Source organism: Gleimia hominis (assembly GCF_032085515.1).
Lineage (GTDB): Bacteria > Actinomycetota > Actinomycetes > Actinomycetales > Actinomycetaceae > Gleimia > Gleimia hominis.
Window position 1 is genome coordinate 1 of record NZ_JASXSX010000006.1, and the last position, 20,114, is coordinate 20,114.

The 20,114-nt window shown below is 56.3% G+C and carries 22 protein-coding genes; 1 reads left to right on the plus strand and 21 read right to left on the minus strand.

Features of this window, described 5'->3' with window-relative positions:
- Positions 1-180: 180 nt before the first annotated feature.
- The 9 genes from QS713_RS08765 to QS713_RS08805 all read right to left on the minus strand — a co-directional run bounded on the left by QS713_RS08765 (position 181) and on the right by QS713_RS08805 (position 11,856).
- Positions 181-1,743, minus strand: a complete 1,563-nt coding sequence (locus QS713_RS08765) for a recombinase family protein (RefSeq protein WP_313274594.1) — start codon at positions 1,741-1,743, stop codon at positions 181-183.
- On the minus strand, positions 1,740-2,987 hold the full coding sequence (locus tag QS713_RS08770; RefSeq protein WP_313274595.1) for a recombinase family protein: 1,248 nt from the start codon (positions 2,985-2,987) through the stop codon (positions 1,740-1,742). Before QS713_RS08770 ends, QS713_RS08765 begins: the two co-directional genes overlap by 4 nt.
- Positions 2,988-3,826: 839 nt before the next feature.
- Positions 3,827-4,657, minus strand: coding sequence for an N-acetylmuramoyl-L-alanine amidase (locus QS713_RS08775; protein WP_313274597.1), 831 nt, complete (start codon positions 4,655-4,657; stop codon positions 3,827-3,829).
- Positions 4,654-5,121 (minus strand): phage holin family protein, encoded by a 468-nt coding sequence (locus tag QS713_RS08780; RefSeq protein ID WP_313274599.1) that lies wholly within the window; start codon positions 5,119-5,121, stop codon positions 4,654-4,656. The genes QS713_RS08775 and QS713_RS08780 overlap by 4 nt, the downstream gene beginning before the upstream one ends.
- 101 nt (positions 5,122-5,222) lie before the next feature.
- Positions 5,223-5,468 (minus strand): acetyl-CoA carboxylase, encoded by a 246-nt coding sequence (locus QS713_RS08785; protein ID WP_313274602.1) that lies wholly within the window; start codon positions 5,466-5,468, stop codon positions 5,223-5,225.
- The gene (locus tag QS713_RS08790; RefSeq protein WP_313274605.1) at positions 5,465-5,896 is read right to left on the minus strand and encodes a DUF1617 family protein; all 432 of its coding nucleotides are present in this window, start codon (positions 5,894-5,896) and stop codon (positions 5,465-5,467) included. Before QS713_RS08790 ends, QS713_RS08785 begins: the two co-directional genes overlap by 4 nt.
- A 16-nt stretch (positions 5,897-5,912) precedes the next feature.
- Positions 5,913-8,531, minus strand: a complete 2,619-nt coding sequence (locus QS713_RS08795) for a phage tail spike protein (protein WP_313274607.1) — start codon at positions 8,529-8,531, stop codon at positions 5,913-5,915.
- A gap of 83 nt (positions 8,532-8,614) precedes the next feature.
- Positions 8,615-9,307 (minus strand): hypothetical protein, encoded by a 693-nt coding sequence (locus tag QS713_RS08800; protein ID WP_313274610.1) that lies wholly within the window; start codon positions 9,305-9,307, stop codon positions 8,615-8,617.
- Between the two features lie 2 nt (positions 9,308-9,309).
- Positions 9,310-11,856 carry a phage tail protein gene (locus QS713_RS08805; RefSeq protein ID WP_313274613.1) on the minus strand — a complete coding sequence of 849 codons (2,547 nt, stop codon included), beginning with the start codon at positions 11,854-11,856 and terminating at the stop codon, positions 9,310-9,312.
- 256 nt (positions 11,857-12,112) lie between these two features.
- On the opposite strand from QS713_RS08805, the gene QS713_RS08810 reads away from it, so the two are divergent.
- Positions 12,113-12,730 (plus strand): alpha/beta fold hydrolase, encoded by a 618-nt coding sequence (locus QS713_RS08810; RefSeq protein ID WP_313274615.1) that lies wholly within the window; start codon positions 12,113-12,115, stop codon positions 12,728-12,730.
- On the opposite strand, the gene QS713_RS08815 is transcribed toward QS713_RS08810, so the two are convergent.
- From QS713_RS08815 to QS713_RS08870, 12 genes are all read right to left on the minus strand, one after another.
- The gene (locus QS713_RS08815) at positions 12,727-12,903 is read right to left on the minus strand and encodes a hypothetical protein (protein ID WP_313274617.1); all 177 of its coding nucleotides are present in this window, start codon (positions 12,901-12,903) and stop codon (positions 12,727-12,729) included. The two genes, QS713_RS08810 and QS713_RS08815, sit on opposite strands and share 4 nt — an antisense overlap.
- Positions 12,904-12,920: 17 nt before the next feature.
- Positions 12,921-13,349: a hypothetical protein gene (locus tag QS713_RS08820; RefSeq protein ID WP_313274620.1), complete on the minus strand. Its 429-nt coding sequence runs from the start codon at positions 13,347-13,349 to the stop codon at positions 12,921-12,923.
- A gap of 15 nt (positions 13,350-13,364) precedes the next feature.
- Complete coding sequence (locus tag QS713_RS08825; protein ID WP_313274621.1) at positions 13,365-13,976, minus strand: major tail protein; 612 nt, start codon at positions 13,974-13,976, stop codon at positions 13,365-13,367.
- 12 nt (positions 13,977-13,988) lie between these two features.
- Complete coding sequence (locus QS713_RS08830) at positions 13,989-14,339, minus strand: hypothetical protein (RefSeq protein ID WP_446685024.1); 351 nt, start codon at positions 14,337-14,339, stop codon at positions 13,989-13,991.
- Positions 14,336-14,773 (minus strand): HK97-gp10 family putative phage morphogenesis protein, encoded by a 438-nt coding sequence (locus QS713_RS08835; protein ID WP_313274623.1) that lies wholly within the window; start codon positions 14,771-14,773, stop codon positions 14,336-14,338. The genes QS713_RS08830 and QS713_RS08835 overlap by 4 nt, the downstream gene beginning before the upstream one ends.
- Positions 14,766-15,104, minus strand: coding sequence for a phage head completion protein (locus tag QS713_RS08840; protein ID WP_313274625.1), 339 nt, complete (start codon positions 15,102-15,104; stop codon positions 14,766-14,768). The genes QS713_RS08835 and QS713_RS08840 overlap by 8 nt, the downstream gene beginning before the upstream one ends.
- Positions 15,105-15,115: 11 nt before the next feature.
- On the minus strand, positions 15,116-15,433 hold the full coding sequence (locus QS713_RS08845; protein WP_313274627.1) for a head-tail connector protein: 318 nt from the start codon (positions 15,431-15,433) through the stop codon (positions 15,116-15,118).
- A 33-nt stretch (positions 15,434-15,466) separates the two neighbouring features.
- Entirely contained in the window at positions 15,467-16,693 is a 1,227-nt protein-coding gene (locus QS713_RS08850) for a phage major capsid protein (RefSeq protein ID WP_313274628.1), read from the minus strand.
- A gap of 14 nt (positions 16,694-16,707) precedes the next feature.
- Positions 16,708-17,583 (minus strand): head maturation protease, ClpP-related, encoded by an 876-nt coding sequence (locus QS713_RS08855; RefSeq protein ID WP_313274631.1) that lies wholly within the window; start codon positions 17,581-17,583, stop codon positions 16,708-16,710.
- Positions 17,580-18,947, minus strand: coding sequence for a phage portal protein (locus QS713_RS08860; protein ID WP_446685025.1), 1,368 nt, complete (start codon positions 18,945-18,947; stop codon positions 17,580-17,582). The genes QS713_RS08855 and QS713_RS08860 overlap by 4 nt, the downstream gene beginning before the upstream one ends.
- Before the next feature lie 81 nt (positions 18,948-19,028).
- A complete protein-coding gene (locus QS713_RS08865) occupies positions 19,029-19,253 on the minus strand; it encodes a DUF2283 domain-containing protein (RefSeq protein WP_313274633.1) in 225 nt (74 codons plus the stop codon).
- A 5-nt stretch (positions 19,254-19,258) separates the two neighbouring features.
- Positions 19,259-20,110 (minus strand): DUF4258 domain-containing protein, encoded by an 852-nt coding sequence (locus QS713_RS08870; protein WP_313274635.1) that lies wholly within the window; start codon positions 20,108-20,110, stop codon positions 19,259-19,261.
- Positions 20,111-20,114 lie beyond the last annotated feature (4 nt).

Below are 20,114 nucleotides of genomic sequence, written 5' to 3' on the forward strand. Positions count from 1 at the left end.
AAGTGGATGTTTAGCGACCCATTTTGATACAGGGCTTGGGGTGGGTGCGTTTGTGGGAGAGGTGGGTGCATTTTCCGTCTGGGTGGGTGCGACCGGTAGTGAGGTCGTGCGTAGCTTTTTACGTTGTGTTTTCTGATCGTCGGGTTACCTGTAATGGTTTAGTTTTATCCGTCGGGGGTGCTAGTTTTCGTCTTTGAAGCGTATTTCGATGTGTCCATCAGTGTGGATGGTGGCGTGGTTGATGAGGGTCATCCAGATTTGGTCGCTGTATGTGAGGGGCTGCTGGGTGGCTAGGTAGCTGACGGCTTGGCGGGCTTGGGCGAGGCGTTGTGCCCGGTCGGTGATTTGCTTGCTGATGTGATCGTGTTGCTCGGTTAGGTGGGCGTGACGGGCTGTTAGCTTGGCGTAGCGGTGATCGTATTCGTCTGGGTCGAGCCTGGTGGTGGCTGCCGTGGTGATGAGCTGGTTCATCAACGCCTCGGTCTCGCTGACCTGTGTTGTTATGTCGGTTAGCTGTGTTTTGAGTGGTTCGGTGTTGAACACAGTTTTTTCAAGGTGGGCGAGTATCTCTTCGACTGGTCGCGTGTCATTGAGACGTTGAGTGAGGGCATCTTCGAAGGCCTGCTGGATTTGTTTTTCGGTAACATGGGGAGTGGAGCAGCCGGTTTTCTTGCCTTCGTATTTGTGGTTACACCGCCAGATGTGTTTTGCGTATTTGCTGCCCGAGTGCCAGGTTTTCCTGCCGTACCATCCCCCGCATTGTCCGCATTTGATTTTAGATGCGAACGGGTGAATGCTGGACGAGCCTGGCTGGCTGCGAGCGGCGAGCTCGGTTTGCACCCTGTCCCATACTGCTGGGTCGATGATGGGTTCATGGGAGCCGGTCACATAATACTGGGGTACTTCGCCTTGGTTGGGTTTGGTCTTTTTGGTGAGGAAGTCTACGGTGAAAGACTTCTGTAATAGCGCGTCTCCTTTGTATTTCTCATTGGTGAGGATGGAGCGCACTGTGGTGGTGGTCCATGTGGTTTTCCCGCGTGGGGTTGGTACTTGGTCGGCGGTGAGTGTTTTCGCGATGCGTGCTGGTGATTGTCCTGCTAGGTAGTTGGCGTAGATGCGGCGCACTATGGGTGCTTGGGTTTCATCGATAACAAGGTTGCCGTCCTCACCTTTCTTATACCCGAGTAGGGACGCGTAGGGCACCATGACTTTCCCATCGGCGAAGCGTTTACGGTGCCCCCAGGTGACGTTCTCAGAGATGGAGCGGGATTCTTCTTGGGCGAGGCTGGACATGATGGTGATGAGTAGTTCGCCTTTGGAATCCAGGGTCCAGATGTTTTCTTTCTCGAAGTACACTTCGACCCGTGCGTCTTTGAGCTGGCGTACGTGCGTGAGGGTGTCGACGGTGTTGCGGGCGAAGCGGGACACGGATTTGGTGAGGATCAGGTCGATCTTGCCGGATAGTGCGTCGGTGATCATTTGTTGGAACCCGGCCCGGTGTTTGGTGGAGGTGCCCGAGATGCCCTCATCAGTGTAGACACGCACGAGTTGCCAGCCGGTGTGGGTGGTGATGTGGCGGGTGTAGTAGTCCACCTGAGCGGTGTAGGAGGATTGCTGTTCTTCCATGTCGGTTGAAACCCTGGCGTAGGCAGCCACCCGTTTCACCGCCTGTCGGGAACTGGCGCTTAGATTGCCGTGTGTGAGGGGTTTGGTGGCGGGGATGGTGGTGACTTTAGGGCTCATCTGGCGTGTCCTTTCTCATCCAGCCAGACGGTGTGGGTGGTGCCGTCTGTGAGATAAATGTCGAGCCGGTCAGGGAAAGCCTCAATCATCTCGACACGGGTTGTGACTATTTGTTCCTCGAACCGCTCCAGACCGAGCACGCTCATCATCAGGTTTTGGAGCATGGTTTCGCGCAGGTTACGACCCTTACATGGGTTGCCTTTGCCTTTGCAGGCGTTCCAGCAGCGCCAGTAGCGTTCCTTGCCTCCGGCTTTGGTGCGGGATTTACGTTGGTAGTGTTTACCACACGCTGCGCAGGTGATGCGCGCGGTGAAGCAGCCGGTGTTAATGGTGGGGATAGCTGCCCATCCGCCCTGTTTGCGTCTGGTGATCTCGGCTTGAGCAGCTTCGAATAGTTCACGGGTAATGATGGGCGGGTGGGCGTCTTCTACCAGGTATTTGGGTAGTTGCCCGGTATTGAGGTGGGGGTTGTTTTGTCCGATACGGCTCGAGTAATACTTTTGCAACATCATCATCCCGGTGTAACGCTCGTTACGCAGCGCCCTACGGATGAGGTTGGGCTCTATTTGTTTACCGAATCTGGAGCGGTAGCCTGCCTGGTTTAGCCGATCAGTGATTTTCTCAGGTGAGATGCCTTCTTGGGTGAACCATTTATAGGCCAGCTGGATCGCTTCAGCTTCTTCTGGCTCAACCCTGAACTGCCCATCTTCCCACCTGTAGCCATAAATCAATGTGGAATTGGGGATGCCTTGGGCGAAGCGACGCTGGATCGACCACTTCACGTTCTCAGACAGCGAGCGGGATTCTTCCTGAGCAAACGATGCCAAGAGCGTCAGGAGTAGTTCCCCATCACTGGTGGCGGTGTCGATGTTTTCGCGTTCAAACCGTACACTCACACCCAGCGCGGATAGTTCACGGATGGTGGCGAGGAGGTCAACGGTGTTACGTGCCAGGCGGGAAATCGACTTGACGAGTATTACATCAACACCGCCGCTCCTGGCTAATGCAAGTAGATTGTTGAGTCCTTGCCTGTGGTGGGTGGAGGTGCCGGTGATTCCCTCGTCGGTGAACACTCCCGCATACACCCATCCCGGCGTGGTTTGGATGAGTCGTGAGTAGTACGAGATTTGCTTAGACAGGGAGGATAGCTGCCGGTCTGAAGCCGTGGACACGCGCGCATATGCAGCTACCCGCAGTTGTGCGGGTAGTGTTTTGCGGGCAGGGATTATCTCTATCTCACCCATCAGTTCCTCCTTTGTGCTCGTTGTTGGCCTAGTTCTATACACGCTCTAAACCAGTGTTTTATCCAGTCGAACTCGCAAAAATAATGACCCCATCAAAGCTGGGTTCGTCGCAATTAGATCTGCGAATATCTGGTGGGCTTGAGCATCGTTAAGCACACTGGTTTTGACGAGCAGATTGATGAAGTTTACTTGCCGGGCTAAATGCGTCTCCTGCTCAAATGCTTCTCTTGTCATGGCCGTCCGCCTTTGGTGCCGAAACGGTCTCGGATGTAGCAGGCGTGGGCACAGTACTTCCGGCTCGCGTTTCCATATGCTGTGAACGGTTTGGCACACCCGGAGCATATGAAGTGGTAGACGGCTTTGCGCGCAAGCTGGTCTGGGTGGGTGTGCCACCATGCCAGACGGCATTGTTGGGAGCAAAACCTCTGGCCGTTGCGCGGTGCTAGGAGTTTTTTCCCGCATTCTTCGCAGATACTCTTTCCAGGTTCACCCGGTGAGTACGGGGTAATGTTTGCTCGTTGGCAGATTGACTTCACCGTGTTGCGTGATAATCCCAGCTGACATGCGATCTGCCCATAGCTAACGCCACGCTTTCGCAGCACCAACACCTGATCTCTAACCATCGTCATCAACGCCATCTCTGGCCTCCTCTCGTAAGAAGGCCACGAAACTATGCCGAGTTAACCCCTCAACCGGAGGTGTTGTGGGCCTTCTGCCCATACGCCCCCAACCACCCCCAAATCCGGACGGGCAACAACTCTTCAGAGACGACGAAAAGCCCCGCCACCACCCAAGATGGGTAGCAGCGGGGCTAGGTTTCACCGTAGCAGCATGCGGGTTTAATAGCCGAGTTTGGTGTTCACTCTGGCTTGCACTGCGGTGTAGAGGTTTCCGAGGCGGCGTTTGCGCTCGTTCCCGTTGCCGTATTCGCCTCTGATGACGGCGTCGGCGAGGGCGTCGATGTTGGGGCCTGCTGGCTTCGCGGCAGATGCTTTGCCGGTGAGTTTTTCGTTGACTCGGGCTTGGACGGCCGCATAGTTTGAGCCAAGACGATTCTTGCGTTCTTCTCCGTTCCCGTACTCGCCTCGGATCACCGCGTCAGCGAGAGCATCGATGTTAGGTGCTGCAGGCGTAGGCTTTGCTGGTGCGGGTGCTGGGGTGTTGCCGCTCATGTGGTCGTACCAGGCCCCAGCGCGGGTCATGTAAGCCTTGTGCTGGCTTCCTGCCAGGGAGGCGGGGCATTCGGTGGCGGTGAAATCGCGGTGTCCGTACACGTTCTTCCCCCACTGAGGGCGTCCAAGACTGTAGTGCTTGCAGACTGCGGCTACGAGGTGTGCTCCGTTATCTAAACACGCCTCAGATACTATCCACGGGTTAGACGAGGTGTCGGCGTGTTCGATACCAATAGAAGTGATGTTGGCGTCCCAGTGTCCGGCGTGCCAGGCGGTGTCGCGGTCCCACACGAGCTGGCCGATGCGTCCGTTGGACTGTACTTGGTAGTGGGCGGAAGCTGGTCTGTTCTGCCATACGTCGTAGCAGCCTTGGATTGACAGGTTGGCGGCGTTGTGGTGGATGATGACCTTATCGATTCGCCGCCCGTTCCTGCCGGGGGTGTAGTGCTTTGATAGGATGAGGTTCTGGTCGGCCTCGAGCGTGTCCCAATTCTTCATGACTGATTCTCCTTTTCTGTTGAGTTGTCTTTGGTTGGTTTAGTTAGGGGTGGTCTGGTCTGGGCGTGGTTAGCAATCGCATCGAGCGCCCCTCGCATCTGGGGTGGGATGGGCAGTCCGAGGCGGGTGGCGTTCTCTATGAGGGAGATGCCTTCGTTGGATAGGTAGAAGAAGATCACCGCCGCCCGTAGCACACCGGGCGCGCCGAGAATATGGACGTCGATGAGGTGGGCCAGGCCAACCAAAATAAAGATCAGAATCTTGCGGCTGATTCCTCTGAAACCAACTGCGCTGGAGAGGCGGCGCTCATTGATAGCGGCAAGCACCCCAGTGATGTAATCAGCGATAGTGAAAACAATGAGAGCGTAGGCGAGGGAGTTGAGGCCACCTAGGTAGGCGGCAAGAGCAGCACCGATACCGGTGATAGCGGCCTGGGTAGCGTGCCAGATAGCGTTAAATGACATAGAGGTGTTTCCTTCCCTTATTGGGGGGTGTAAAAGAAAACTGCCCCCACTTGGAAAAGTGAAGGCAGGCATGTGTGCGCCGAGCAGGCACGGATTACGTGTTAGGGGTTGGTGGGATCTTTCAGGATCGGCATTGTTAAATCCAAGCGGTGTGTCACTGGTGTGGCCTGCTCAATCTCACTGGGGGCAATAGTGGCTGCGGGCATGGGAGTGGGATCGGAGGTGATCGGTGTGATCGGATGCTCCACCGTCTCGACAGGCTCAGTAAGCTCTATAGAATCGACAGGCTCAACAAGCTCGGTTTGTTCGGCTGGCTCGGTGGGAGGGTTTGTTTCGGGGGTGTTCATGACTGGTCCTTCCGCGCGCTGGTAATAGCGTCATAGAGCACGTCATAAGCCTCAGCTGCCTGCCCCGATAGGTCCCCGTCATACTCATCGAGCAGTACGTGCAGGTCTTCGAGGTGGGTGTCGTAGGTCGGCCCGGATACTTCTGCGAGGGATTCAAGGAGCTGGGTGCGGGCGGTCATGAATTCTCCTGCGTGGACGGGGTCGGCGAGCTGGAATGTTCCATCCGTGTCGAAGATAGGTTTTCCGTTCTTGTCGAGGGTGGCGTATTGGGCGGCTAGCTCGTATTCGTCTTGACCGAACCGCACAACCGCTTCCTTGACTAGGGTGAGGAGTTTGGAGCGGGCTCTGGATTGGGTGGCTTTGAGTGGCATGCCCTCCAGGAGTGTGGCGGTGGGTTGGAGGTACTGGTTGGCAAGCATGATCTTCATCGACGTGTTTCCTTTTCTAGGTGAGGTTGGTGTTCATGGCATTGAGGCCGGTGTTGGAGAAGTTAGACCAGGTGATATTCGACCCGCTCCCGGAAATGGAGGTGATCCACCCGTAGTTGAGGCGTCGGATCAGTTCGTTGACCCGGCTCATCAGGTCGCTGACTCGGTTGAAGAGGCGGGTCATGTTGTAGTAGGAGCCGTTGGTGACGATCATGACGTCGTAGGTGTGGAACACGATTTTCGCGAGCCTGCTTGGGCCGACCCATCCGGGGTGGGTACCACGGCCTTCTAACGTGACATCGTCTAAGGTGACGTAGCGCGAGCCTGTGGTGTAGAACTTGTAGCCATTGGTACGCAGATCGCTACCTAGATGAATACCGGCCTTATTGTAGAAACGGCCTTTCGGGTCGAGTGTGAGACACGTGTAGTAGTCTCCGCCATCAGTGTTTTGGTAGGTCCAGGCCACGTAGTCACCCCGGTAGGCGAGCTGGCCGACAATGCCTTGCACATCGTCCGAGTTTTTCTTCCCCCGCCTAGCGAACTCGCCAATATAACGATCCCCATACCAAAACTTCATGCCCGAACTCGAGATGGTTCCATCCAGCTTGTCTTCGTTATACCAGCGGATTTGGCTGGGGCTGATACGAATCGAATCTGTCCAACCAGCCAAGCCCACCTGGATAGCGTTAGCGGCGAGTTTATCGGCCGTGATTGAGTGTGAAGCAATCCTGCCTGCGTTGAGATACCCGGTGGTGATTTTTCCAGCATCCAGTGATGCGATCTTCGCGGATGTGACCGCAGCGTTAGCGATCATTGCCGTGTCAATAAACCCGTCGCGGATAGTGAGCTTGTCGGAGGTGATAGACCCAGCAGCAATACGAGCCGCCGATAGGTAGCCGGAAGTGATCTTGCCCGCTGACAGGGAAGTAATCTTCGCGCTCGTGATCGCCGCGTCCTTAATCATGGCGGTGCTAATAATTGCGTTGTCGATACTCGTGCGCCCCGTGATATGAACGCGTGCCCCGTCAATCAAAACCCCTTCGGGGCTGATATTAATGAGGGAGATAATCCCATCTTTAGCGGCCTTCAAACTGATCGCTGTTTCTAAACGCAAAACCTCAGTGCCAAGGCGTGAATCCAGTACAGAGACCTTCGCTGTGGCAGCAGTGGCCTCTGTTTTAGCCTGTTGTGATTGTGCCTGGGCGATTTCTGCTTGCTTGTCAGCTTGCTCTCCAACAGTCTTCGCGTCAAGAGCCGCAGTATTAGCCTGTTCGACCTCGCGGCGTGCCACGTCCAGTTCGGCTGTTATCTGCGCGTGGTTCAAATCAGTGGTGAGGGCCACCCAGCTGGGCTGCCCGGTATCGGTTTGCTGGTAGATCCAAATCTCTGTGGTTTCACCATTTTGTTTGAACCACGTGTCACCAAGCCTGGCCTGTGCGGGCTGTGTGGGGCCGTAAAAATTCGTGTTTTTCCCATCCGCACTTGCGAGGGCGAATCCTGCCGCATCGGAGGCAGACACCGCCGTATTGATGGCGGTCTTGACCTGCCGGGTGACAGACGTGAACTTCCGATCTACCGTCCCGAGCTCGACCGAGTTGTACTGGCGCGTGAGTGGGTTGTATTCGTAGGCCACCACCCGCGCCGATAGTACTATCCCAAGGTCGGTGTGGCGGACGGTGACGGTGTCGCCAATCTCGACTGTTTCCAGGCGCGCCAAGTCGGCGTACTCCTTGGTAGCGGCAAGATCAACGAAGCGCACCTTATACGACCCCGACGGCTCATCAACGTGCCTGACACTGAATTCTGCTGCCGCGAGTCGGCGTAGCTCGCCGTAGGCTTGGTCGAGTGGGAGTTCGCCCTCACGAGGATTGCCCTTGTCCGAGATGGCTTTGACCTGGCCGTAGCGGATGACGCGCATACGCGGCACCACATAATCACCCAACCTCGGGCTATCCACATACAGTTCAGGTAAGAGCAGTCCATCGAAGCCCACCGGTAGGATCCGCGTGACCACGCTCGTGAAATCGAGGGTGGATTCGAAGCCGGTGAGGTTTTTCCGATCCCGAATCACCACACCACGATCCTTCCCCCGCCTGGGGGTGTGGTGGATATGCCAGTTATCTCGCGTGATTTCCCCGCCCCATCGTGAGACGAACGTGTTCTCCTCGCCAGTGTCCATGAGCGCGGCGGCGATGGGCATGCGCACCACCCTGGCCGACGCTCTGGTGACGTTGTCCGAGGAAGTGGCAGTGAAACCGTGGGATGTGTTCGCTGCGCTGAGAATCTGCGTCAGTGCGGCTTTCGCGGTCTTGTTCACCACGTAGGTGTCGGCAATAAGGTTGGCGGCTAGGTCGTAGAACACGTGAAACGCCGTGACCTCCAGCAAGCCGTCAAGGGTGGTGACGACCTCGCTAATGCGAAACCCCTGTCGAAGCTGTAATTCTGGCACCGGGCAAGCGACAATATTCTCTAACGTCAGGTGGTTTGCCACTGGGCCGTCAGCCGGATAGGTGAAATTGAGCGAAAACTCGCCGCCAAGCTCCTCAACCACCACTGGGTTGATGATCTCCCGATCCAATACTCCCAGGCCGGTGGCGGTAAACGATGTGGCAGTGCGGTCGTGAACCGTAATCATTGAAAAATCCTTCCAAAACCAGACGAGACGACCATGCCCCTAGTCAAGGAATGGCCGTGATAAAAAGCAGAAGTGAGGGCGGTTTAGGGGTTGCGCCAATTCGGCACGATCACGATCTTTGAAATCCCCGCACCGAGCGTGACCCGGTTCAACCCAGGCTTGAAGGTTGGGAATGATTCGGTGAGCGCATCGGCCTGTACTTTTCCGTGGGCATGAGCGACCAGGCGGGAGCTGTCGAGAGTGACCTGCCCTGCTGGTGAATTCACGTGATAAATGCTTGTGTTGATCGTCAAGGACAGCGCTCCAGTGCCAGTAATGGTGATGATCGGATCAGCATCAAGAAGACCGGGGTTGGTGATCGTCCCAGATGCAGTGAGCGTTACCGCTTTCAATCCCTCGCTCAGGTAGGTGAAGGGTTGGCAGGTCAGGTGTACGGTGAACATGCCCCACCCGGAGAGTTCTCGGCGCAGTTCGCTCACTTCGCAGTGCTTAACCTTGCGATACACGTCCGGCTCACCAGTGAAAGCAATCGTGGAAGCGCCCGTCAGCTCATGAGCAGCTGTCCTGTAGTGGTCGAGCCCGCCACCAATAGGTACGGCGAGGTCGAGATCGATCTCGGTGTCCTCCCATCCCGCAAGCCGGGTCAGGGTTCCGGCTCTGCCTTCGACCTCAATATCATCAACAGTTCTTGTTGCAACTGGCAGCGCGACTGGTGCGCTCAATCGCAGGCCAAGCGACATAGAGGTCACCTTACTGTTGAGGGTGAAACCATACATGGTTAGTAGCCTCCCGCCATCACGGTCTGCCTGCGGTCTAGGCGAGCAAGTTGTTTGTCGAGGGCGGGGGCGAGTTTGCCCACCAGCGTCCCATCCGAAAGTCGCACATTAATGTCGAGCGAACTGAGGATTCGCTTCGCCGTGGCATCGACGATCCCAGCGACATCCACCCGCTCACTACGGTCTCCACCATTCGCGTTGCGGTTGATGGTGACAGGTTGTGGGGTGAGATCAACACTCGGCACCTGCAGGTCTGCGGCCGCGTCGATCGGCACGCTCAGCCCATCTTCGAGCTCAGCGAAGGCATCGAGGGTGTCCCGCGCGAGACCGGAAGCGGCGCTGACAGCCTTGTTGCCATCGGTTTTGATGGATCCTGCCAGGCCTTCGACAAGCATCCGGCCAGCCCAGGCCATCTTGCGCGACGGTGAGTGGATGCCGAAGAAGCTGGTGATTGAGTCCCAAATCCCGCTTGCCCAGTTCGAGACCGAATCCCACAGCCACCCCGCTAAGGATTGGATCCCGTTCCACAGGCCGTAGACGAGGTTCTTACCCGCCTCCATCATTTGCCACACGCCCTGGCCCACGACAGAGACGATGGCGCTAATGATTTGTGGGATTGCTGCGACCACGGTGTTAATAATGGTGGGTAACGCCCGCACCAGCGCGGTGAGTAACTGGATTCCTGCGTCGATGAGTTGTGGGATTGCGCCGACCACGCCGCTGACGATCGCGGTGATAATCTGCGGCAGAGCAGCGACAATCGCCGTAATGATCTGCGGCAGAGCACCAATCAGAGCCGTCAACAGTTGAATCCCAGCCTGAATGATTTGTGGAATAGCACCCACAAGAAACGTGACAATCCCGGTGACGATCTGAGGAAGTGCTTCGATAATCACGGGGATGGCTGCGATGAGGCCTTCTGCGAGTCCGGTGATGAGCCCCAACGCCGCATCCAATAAAAGCGGCAGATTATCCACCAGTCCCCGCACCAAAGCTACGAGCATTTCCACCGCTGCAGGAACAAGCTCCGGCAAGGCTTCACCGATACCAGCAACCAGTGTAGCGATGATCTGAACCGCCGCCTCCAACAAAGACGGCAACGCTTCGATGATCGCCTCCACCAACGCGACAACCAGCTGCACCGCCGTTTCGGCTAGTTGTGGCAGTACTTGGATAATGCCATCGAGCAGGGCGGTGAGGATGCTCATGCCGCTCTCCACCACCACGGGGAGTTGCTCAGCAATAAAAGTGAGGGCTTCGTGTAAAACGCCGCCCAGGGCGTTAATAAACCCGGTGGTGCCGTCTTGCTCAAACGCTGCGGTCAGCTCATCTATCCAGGTGTTGACCATCGGCAACACCGACCCAGCCAACGCCTCGCTCAATCCGCCTGCGAGTAGGCCTTTGAGGTTTTCCACCCCGTCCTTCATCGTCGCCAACTGGCCGGAGAAAGTCTTGGATTGGGCATCCATCGCCCCATAAAACCTGCCGCCCTCAGCAGTGGCGGAGGCGAACGCGTCAGCGACCATGTCAGCGCTGATCGCTCCCTTAGCCATCTCTTCTTTCAGCTCGCCAATACTTTTGCCGGTTTTGCGGCTGATTTCCTCCAGGGGATTGAAACCAGCGTTAATCATCTGCAGCAGGTCCTGCCCCGTGAGCTTGCCCGTGCTGCTCATTTGGGCGAAGGCAAGCGTCAAGGATCCCATCTTCACCGCATCCCCCTGGCTAATGTCACCGATCTCGTTCAGGTGCTTTTTCGCATCCTCCAAACTCATGCCAAACGAGAGCAGGGTTTGCATGCTGCCCGCTAGGTCCTCCATACCAAACGGGGTCTTTGCCGCCTGAACTTTCAGATCGTTGACGAGTTTCTGGGCTTTGGCTTGATCGCCCAGCATCGTGGTGAAGCTCGTGGTGTATTGCTCCATGCGCGCGTTATATTCCACGCCCTCTTTCAGAGCTCCGGCCATACTGCGCCCAATACTGGCGATCGCGTGCCCAATACTTTTCACCCCGGCGATGATCGCTTCGCAGGCGAGGTTCGCTTTCAAAACATCACCGAAAATGCGGGTCTTGGAGCTGGTGGTGTCCACTTCATCCCCGAGATCATCCACCGCACCCTCGAGTTTGCCCGCATCTTTGGCAGCGCCCTTAGCATCGTCACCCGCGCCGTCTGCCTCGTCCCCGAAATCCGACAGGGCATCATTATTGGCTTTGAGTTCACCCTCTAGACCGTTCAATGTGGCTTGAGCGTTGTTGAGCTGGATCTGCCAATTCTTCGTCCGACTATCATTCTCACCAAACGAGGAGGCAGAGTTTTCGAGTGCGGCGCGCAGGGTCTCGATCTTCGACTTTTGGGCCTCGATCTGCTTACCGAGCACCTGGTTACGCGCGGTGAGGGCTGCAGCGGAGTGGTCGTTCTTATCAAACGAAGACGCCACCAGCTTCATCTCCGAGCCGAGCACCCGCATCTGACGGTTAATATCGGTGATCGCCCGCTTGAACTCACGCTCACCCTCAAGCCCAATCTTCAAACCAAACGAACTGTCAGCCATAGGTCTGTATTCCTTCGCTTTGCTAGGGTTTCTAATTGGATAGAGGATGAGGAGGAAGCGTGTGGGCCAATGTTGTAACTAATCGCCGGTGGGTATGGCCGTTGTTTGTCCTGCTCGTCATTGGGGCGGTTGTTTTCGCTGTTTTGTGGATGAGTGGTGTCGTGCATCCCGTCACGGGCATCGCTAATGCAGCAGGTTTCGGGGTATGTGCGATCGGGCTTGCAGCGTGGCACCTTTTCACTCGTGGTTCGCAGCGATGAGCACCCCGGTGCTTTTCCTCCACGGACTCGGTGAGACCCCGCAAGCCTGGAATGGGGTCATCAACGAGTTCGAGAGCATTGACGCGCTCACGCCCACTGTTTTCGATCACCCTTCAGGAACGCCATGGTCGTTACATGAGCGCACCGGCGAACTCGCCGCAGCACTGAATGATCCAGTCGACGTGGTTGGGCTATCTCTTGGTGCGGTGATGGGTCTTGATCTGGCAAGTCGGCACCCGCACATGGTTCGGTCGCTGTTTCTTTCAGCTCCGCAGGCGCGCCCTCCTAAAGCATTGATGCGCATTCAAAGCGTTCTCATGCGAGTCTTACCTGAGCGTCTCGTGTGTCCACCACAGATTTCCAAGCAACAGTTGCTGGGAATCCTGCGTCAAATATCAGCCATTGATTTCGACCCAGAGCTTGGAAATATCACGGTTCCAACAACGATTGCGTGCGGCTCGAAAGACCGCGCGAATCTTCCTGCTGCCCGCACCATCAGCGAACAGATCCCACATGCCCGCCTCATCGTTGTGCCAGACGCAGGTCATCAATGGCATCAAACAATGCCCACAAAATTCGCTCACGAACTAAAAGCCCACTGGAACAGTATCTAAACCCCTGCGGGAATCACATCGTCGATAAACCAGACCCGCGCAGGCTTGGCGCGCCCGGTTTCGATTCGCCAGCACTCCACCAGGTCGAGCAGCACCCCGAACACCATCAGCTCTGCCTGTTCCACGCTGAGGTGGAGGTGTGCGAGGGCGATGTAGGTCAGCCGCGTGAACACCGCCTGGTCGTTCTCGACTATGCGCCCGCCGCTGGTGGTGCTTTTGGGACTGGCTCGGTGGCGATGGTACGCCGGGTGCCGCGTTGCAGGGCTTCAGTAATCGCGTCCCGATAGTCCGCCAGGTCTGCTGGCACGGTCAGCAACTCCACCTGTTCTTCGGTGAGTTCTGGCCGGGGCTGGTCTGGGTGTTTGAGGTTGTGGATAGCGACGGACTGGTTGGCGAGCAGGGCCACGAGCCAGATCACTTCCGCCAATGTTTTGCCCAGGTCATCGGATGTTTCGAGGGTTTGGCCGAGGTTTTCCAGTCCGCCGTAACGCTGCGCGATGAGGCGGGTGGCGCGGGTGGTGAGCACCAGCTCGAACGCCTCCCCACCAATCAGGACGGTCGCCGACCTACCAGGGGTCACACCACTGGCGTTCTTAGGGGTTATGGTTTTCTTACTCATGGCAGTTCACTACCTCTAGCTGTTGGATGCGGGTTTCACAGTGGTCGCGGCTGCCGGTTCATAAACCTGTGCGTACCAGCCGGTGATCGTCTCTGGTTTCACCCCGGCTCCACCCTCTAGCACTTCTGCTTTCCATGGATGACGGCCCTTCGCGTCTGGCTTGTTGCGGCGCAGGATCGTGCCCTCAATGCTCGGGGTCGAGAACGTAATACTGTCGGCTTTGGTGGCCAGCGTTTCGGTTGGGAGGGCGAACTTGACCCGGTAGAGCCAGAAATACTGATACTTACCATTGCTTCGTGCGGCTCGAAAACCGATCGCCACCGGAGCCCCACCGTCCTCGGAGGCGGAGATAAGCACCCCGTTGGAGTCCACCGTCGCCCCGGTAAGCGCGGCGGCTGCTTCACTACCCAGGTCATCAATGCCGAGGGTGAGGGTGCCGGATTTGAATTCCTTGACGATCTCGCTTGGCCCGTCATCGGCATACAGGATTGCTTCAGCGACTTCGACGCTCAGTTCGGCGCTGATGGCTTTAGCTAGGGGTTTGGGTTTAGCGTAAGTTTCCTCACCCGTATCGGGGTTTTCGGTGATGGTGGCGTAGTAGAGCTTGTCTAAGCCGATTGTTGCCATGAAAAATTCTCCTTATCTGTAGATGTGGTGGGCGGCGACGTCGATCGCGTAGTGATGAAAACCAGTATCAGGTTCGAAACCTACATAGTGGCGGGCGGTGAGAGTGAGTCCTGCGTCGAGGAGTGCCCGGGTGATCCGGTCACGGATGGGCAGGTAATTGCGGGTGGTGAACACCGCCAGCCGGACTTCTTCGACCTCAACACTGGGGTGATTGTCGGCGAACACGTCCAGCGTGTCTGTCAGCGGGGTTGCCACCAGATACGTATCTGGTGCTGGCGTCGTCGTGTAGAGGCCGACTTCGAACGGCAGGCCGAGCCTGTCGGTGATTATCTTGAGTTGCTCTAAAAGCGGTTGTCTCATCATGTTTTCACCTCGCCAATCCACGCTGTGAGCGCTGTTTTCATGGCCTCGATCGCGCCCCTGCGCGTCTGGCTCCTGGTGGGTGCAAGAAACGGACGAGCAGGCTGATCGCTTCGGCCGTGCTCTAACACGTTCGCGATGAGCGCATTCGATCTACCATCTCGGCGGTTCTCAGCGAAGCCGACCTTAATGTTGTGATCACCCCTCGAGTTCACCTTCACCGAGGTCGTACCAAGCGCTGCCAGTAGTTGCCCGGTTGAACGCGAGGCCTGCTTGGTGGCACGCCCGATCACACCAGTGAGGTTGGCTCGCAACCTTGGCTCAACCACCGCAGCACCCGCCTTGAGCACCTCATCCGCCGAGGTTTCGAGCACACGACTGGCATCATCAAGAGAATCAATAAACGCGTTCGGAAGGCGAATCTGAACTCTAGCCACGGGCTTCTCCTTCGGGGCTGGTGTGGTGGGCAAGAATCTCAACGTACCTGCCGATCACCTCGACCGCGTCGATCACATACCGCCCATCCGTGCCACTGATCTCCATATCTGCCGTGACAGGTAGGTTCGCAATAGTGCGGATGCGGAAAAGGACGTCAGCCTTTGAGTAAGCGGCGCGGTTCACCCACGCGCTCGATGCATGACGCACCTCGATCTGCGCCCGCACCGTCGCTTTGATCTCGTCCCGCGTCGTGGTGAACCCTGCTTTGTCACGCACGGTGACTGGCGCGATGAGGTTGATCGTGGTGGTCATGGATCCCAAAGAAGCCATGAGTGTTCTCCTTAGACTTTCCAATCTCTATCGAGGCGCAGGAGGTTGTTCACCGCGTTCCACACCGCCCGAGCCGCATCCGGCTTATCAGCCCAAAACCCTGCCGTAGCCCCATCACGTGACTCATAGAAATGACTGGCCAGCATGACAATGCCCTGCCGCGTCGCCCCAGACATCTCGTTCTTTTCGTAGTGGTTTTCGGGCAGGTGTTGGAATGAGCAGGCGTAGGAGGTGGCCGCATTGACCAGCGCGGCAATCAACTGGTCGTCATCGTCGAAAGTGATCAGCAGATTCGCCTTCACCAGATCCACCAAATCATCGGTAACCATATACAGCCACCTCCTCTCCACTCGTGGGGTTGGTTATGCTCCTGCCTTCTGGGTGAGGATTTTGACTGCTTCGGGTAGCACTAGTTTCCCGTCGAGGCGTTGGGAGGCTAGGAACCCGACCTGTCCGGTGGTGGCGAACAGTTCGTTGAGCCGCTTAAAGCTGCGGCCTTGTCGGTCGGCGATCCAGTAATAGCCCAGGTCACCGAAAGCCACAGTCGATGCGCCGGCCTTAACCTCCGGAACAAAGGCCGAAGTATGAACGGGGCGTCCGAGGACAAGGTCTGGGGTTCCTGCGGTCAGGGCTGGCTGCCACAAGTATTGGCCGTTGCCGTCCTTGAGCTTGCGGATGGTTTTCACGGTTGAGTCGTTCATCAACCACACCGCCCTCGATCGGTACGGGCCGCGAAGCGCGTAGTGCAGGTCGATGAGCTCATCAGCCGTAATATCGGTCGCCTTGCCCGTAGTCACCGCTTTCTCGCCACCGCCTGTAGCGTTGAAGATGCCGGTGGGTTTGCCTTTGCCGTCTCCGGTGAGGAAGGCTTCTTCTTCAGCCGCGCCAATACGCCTAGCAAATTCAGAGGCGAGGTACTGCTCGACATTAAACGCCGCATCATTAAGCAGTTCCTCTGAAATCTTGAGGAAGGTGCCGAGCTTAAACGCGGACAAGGTGACCTGGGTGAAGGATTCGTCCGATTCCGTATACGGCTTGCCCTCATCGAGCCACCCAGCTGTGCCATGCGTAGAGACGACGGGGATTTTGCGGTCCCCGCTGGTGGTTTGGATGACCTTGGCGAGGCCTCGCATGATGTTTTGATCCTCCAGCGAGGAGATCAGAGTGCGTTCGAACTCTTCCGGCACCAGGTAGCCGCCCTCAGTGTCGACGCCCTCCGAGAGGGCGCCCCGTACCTCCATGGGGGAGGCGTTCAGTCGCATGGCATCCCAAAACGCCCGCTTATACGAGGCGGTTGCTCGAGGCATAGTCGGCTTGGCGTCATCATCAGGATTCATGCCAGGCATGGAGGTCAGCGGCATATTGGTTGCCCTAGCCAAAGCGGCGTCACGGCGCAAGGCACGCTCGGAGCGTGCAATCTCGGCCGTGAGCTGGTCGATCTCGGCCTCCATCTTCGCATAGGCCTGATCATCCTCAGCCGACAAGCAGCCAGTGGTGGTGTCGCGACGCTCATCCAGGAAAGCTTTCGCCTTCTCCCATACGTCGGAACGCTTGGTGCGAAGGTCAGAAACAGAAAGTGAAGTAGACATGGATATTGGTCCTTTCAGTGGGGTTGATTAGCTAGTTCGGCGTATAAATCAAGAACCCGCCGACCAACAGGCACAGCGGGCTGAACAGTTCGGCGTGGTAAATCCGCCGGCTTCGGTGGCGGTGTGGCGGTCAGATGAGCGACGAGGCGCTGCTCGCTGGCGCGGCGTGAAAACACCGTGCCTTGCCCCGCGTTCTTTTTGGGTGGGAACGGTGGGCGCTTCGACTCCTCGTCCTTGTCAGGTTCGTCCGGCGGCTCCACTTCATCTGGTTCGTCGTCGTCGGGATCGTCGGGTTTCTTCGACTCGACCGCAAACATCGGATTGCGCTGGTTGGTGAGGAGTTCGTCGGCAAATCCCATGTCGATCGCCGCACGTGCGTCCATCCATGTTTCGGCATCCATCAGCTTGGACAGTTTCGCCCGACTCAGGTTCGTCTTCTCCTGATACGCATTGAGAATCGATTCCTTGACCGAATCAAGCATGCTCATCGCACGGGCGAGTTCGTCCTTATCACCCACAGCCATCGTCGCCGGGTTGTGAATCATCAACATCGACACCGGCGACATAGCAACCGTGGATGCGGCCATCGCGATCACGGACGCGGCCGATGCGGCGATCCCATCAATATTGACCCTCACTGTGCCTGGGTAGTCGAGGAGCATGTTGTAGATCCGGGCGGCAGCAACCACATCACCACCAGGCGAGTTCAGCCAGATCGTCACCGGCCCGCTACCCGCGTTCAACTCGCCTGCAAAAATACCGGGTGTGACGTCGTCATCAAACCAGGATTCTTCAGCGATCGTGCCAGCAATGCGCAAAACCCGGGCACTACCTGCGTCCGGGTCATTCGTGTGTGGCTCGGGGGTGAGCCAGTTCCAAAAACGTCTCATATCCTCCTCCTTAGGGGAAGCTGGTTACTCGAAGGTTCCGGGGCCAACGACGGCTCAGGCTCGCTTTCTGTCTGGTCGGCTTGGGTGGTGGCGTAAGCCCCTGCAAGACCGAGCGGGAGCATATTCCCGTTCACCAGGTAGAGGTCTCCGCCAGCCTCGGCGGGTATCTTGTCGAGGTTTTCTAGCTCGCGGATATCGTTGGCGCTCATCCACCCGTTCTGCCGTGCCACCGCATACCCATCCATCCGCGACTTATAGTCACCACGCAGCAGACCTTCGAGGTTGAACTTCACGTACACCTGCGGTTTCTCGCGCGGACTGAGGAGTGTTTTGGTGATGGCTTGCTCCCAGCGGATCACCCACGGATCCAGCGTGTACTTCACAAACTCCAACGACTGCTGCTCAATGTTAGAAAACGAGGAACGATCTAAATCCCCGATCATATGGGGAGGAATACGGAAGATGCGGGCGATCTCACCCATCTGAAACTTCCTCGTTTCGAGGAATTGGGCTTGTTCCGGGCTAACGGAGATGGGCGTGTATTTCATGCCCTCTTCCAACACCGCGATCTTATTGGCGTTCCTCGCCCCACCAAAGGTCTGCTGCCAGGACTCGCGCACCCGCGTGGGGTCTTTGATTGTGCCCGGATGCTCCAACACCCCGCCCGGCGCAGCACCATTAGCGAAAAAACTTGCTCCGTAGTCCTCGGTCGCCTGAGCGAGGCCTATAGCGTTCTTCGCCATCGCAATCGGAGAATACCCCACCAGCCCATCGAAACCCAGCCCTGGAATATGGAGCACATCGCGTGCCTGCAAGGTGACGGTTTCGAAGCGTCCAGAGGGTTCATCCCAGCTGCGCTGATACTCGTAATACAACCGCCCACCCTCATCACGCCCCACGCTCATCCTGTTCGGCATAAGCGGATACAAGCCGATGACCTCATCACGGCCATTGCGCAGTACTTGAGCAAACGCATTACCCCAAAGCAGCAAGTGCGTCATCAGCGTTTCTCGGAACACAAAGCTCGTCATCTCTGGATTCGGCTCATCATGAAGAAGCCAATACAGCGGATGGTCGAGAGCCTTCACCTTCGCACCATCCGCCCGTTGTCGATACACATGCAGCGGCAGACCAGCGATCGCCTCCGCCAAAATCCGCACACACGAATACACCGCCGTCATCTGCATCGCAGAGCGCTCCGTCACCGGACGCCCAGAGCTCGTGGCCCCGAAGAAAAAGCTATAGCCTGAGCTGATCGCGTGATCGTCAGTGGTGCGAGCAGTGTCGCCACGCAGCCAGGAAAGAAAACCCATCACTGTTCCTTGGTCAGAAAATAAGTAGTCCCCCGCGTCTATATCAGACACAGGGGACTATTCGTAGGAAGCAACTAGCAACATCCGACTAGGCATTTTGCTTCTCACAGCAAACGCATAAAGGTAAAGGAGTCACAGATGCTGTGCTTTGTTCAAAACTTCGGCACGTAAACCAGCTGACGCTGCAAGTATTTCGATACCGAGAAGATACCCTTCACTATCAACGTCTATCGTCACTTGAGTCTGCCCATTCGGAGTATCAATAAAAGCTACCTGCTGCGATGCTTCTTCTGGCGCTATCTTGTCACCGAACGTCACATATGCAGCATCAGCTTCTCTGTCGTATGTCATATGCATGAGTCTCATCCTTTTGTAACCGTGATAATGTTTCCAGTTTTGTTGGCTACAACAACTCGAATCCTATTCTTCCCTTTACCTTGAGTGAAGACTGATGTCCCTTTCTTACCCGCAGTCTTCACACCATTCGTCACCACTTGTTTAATTAATGCTTGGCTTACACCCCTAACAGCAGCTTGAGTTAACGCATGACGCGTAAAGTGTGCCATGACAGCTAAAGCAGGAATCCAGAAAGGATCAGCGACCACAGGATAAACAGTTGCAGCATCAGTATGGACACGCTGAATTATGCGGTTACCATCAATTATATAGTCAGTGTTAACTTTTGATCCGTTTGCATCAACAGCCCACGGCGCAGTAAAAGTTCCTACAAGATTCTCATTTTGATCCCATGCGGCAATTCCGCCATCTTCCAAATAAGTTAAATGAAAATCTGAATCTACTGAAATTGAGTATTCTTTTGGAGATTTCGCATCAGGAATATGAAATAGAGATCTGAAAGCACCGTCTCCTTCATCGTGTACTTCTACTGAATAATTGCCTGCTTCACTTAGGCTCGGAGTTTGAAAATCGTTCAACGATTCAATCGGAAAAGTTAACGAGAACTCTGTTTCTGTTGCTGATGGAGCTGTGATAACCCCATCTTGAATCGTGATCTTTCCTTCATCAATATCACTCGTGTCTAGAAAAACATTAGGCTGAGTTTTTACAGCAGCTTCAATATCCGCAGAAACGCTTTGCGAAAAAGTGTTTCCAGCAGGCGTTTCAGCAGCAGATGCAACCCCAACCGTAGACAAAGATAACGCCAATGTCGTTACCGTACTTACAAGAGCTTTGCAATAATTTCTAGTAATCATGAAC

Coding starts and splice junctions, on each gene's coding strand:
- QS713_RS08785 (WP_313274602.1), bottom strand. CDS start 5,468: ATGAACACCCCCGAAACAAACCCTCCCACCGAGCCAGCCGAACAAACC.
- QS713_RS08845 (WP_313274627.1), bottom strand. CDS start 15,433: ATGGTTACCGATGATTTGGTGGATCTGGTGAAGGCGAATCTGCTGATC.
- QS713_RS08795 (WP_313274607.1), bottom strand. CDS start 8,531: ATGATTACGGTTCACGACCGCACTGCCACATCGTTTACCGCCACCGGC.
- QS713_RS08820 (WP_313274620.1), bottom strand. CDS start 13,349: ATGAGTAAGAAAACCATAACCCCTAAGAACGCCAGTGGTGTGACCCCT.
- QS713_RS08790 (WP_313274605.1), bottom strand. CDS start 5,896: ATGAAGATCATGCTTGCCAACCAGTACCTCCAACCCACCGCCACACTC.
- QS713_RS08805 (WP_313274613.1), bottom strand. CDS start 11,856: ATGGCTGACAGTTCGTTTGGTTTGAAGATTGGGCTTGAGGGTGAGCGT.
- QS713_RS08840 (WP_313274625.1), bottom strand. CDS start 15,104: ATGGCTTCTTTGGGATCCATGACCACCACGATCAACCTCATCGCGCCA.
- QS713_RS08855 (WP_313274631.1), bottom strand. CDS start 17,583: ATGAGACGTTTTTGGAACTGGCTCACCCCCGAGCCACACACGAATGAC.
- QS713_RS08765 (WP_313274594.1), bottom strand. CDS start 1,743: ATGAGCCCTAAAGTCACCACCATCCCCGCCACCAAACCCCTCACACAC.
- QS713_RS08810 (WP_313274615.1), top strand. CDS start 12,113: ATGAGCACCCCGGTGCTTTTCCTCCACGGACTCGGTGAGACCCCGCAA.
- QS713_RS08770 (WP_313274595.1), bottom strand. CDS start 2,987: ATGGGTGAGATAGAGATAATCCCTGCCCGCAAAACACTACCCGCACAA.
- QS713_RS08865 (WP_313274633.1), bottom strand. CDS start 19,253: ATGCATATGACATACGACAGAGAAGCTGATGCTGCATATGTGACGTTC.
- QS713_RS08870 (WP_313274635.1), bottom strand. CDS start 20,110: ATGATTACTAGAAATTATTGCAAAGCTCTTGTAAGTACGGTAACGACA.
- QS713_RS08800 (WP_313274610.1), bottom strand. CDS start 9,307: ATGTATGGTTTCACCCTCAACAGTAAGGTGACCTCTATGTCGCTTGGC.
- QS713_RS08850 (WP_313274628.1), bottom strand. CDS start 16,693: ATGTCTACTTCACTTTCTGTTTCTGACCTTCGCACCAAGCGTTCCGAC.
- QS713_RS08775 (WP_313274597.1), bottom strand. CDS start 4,657: ATGAAGAATTGGGACACGCTCGAGGCCGACCAGAACCTCATCCTATCA.
- QS713_RS08825 (WP_313274621.1), bottom strand. CDS start 13,976: ATGGCAACAATCGGCTTAGACAAGCTCTACTACGCCACCATCACCGAA.
- QS713_RS08780 (WP_313274599.1), bottom strand. CDS start 5,121: ATGTCATTTAACGCTATCTGGCACGCTACCCAGGCCGCTATCACCGGT.
- QS713_RS08830 (WP_446685024.1), bottom strand. CDS start 14,339: ATGATGAGACAACCGCTTTTAGAGCAACTCAAGATAATCACCGACAGG.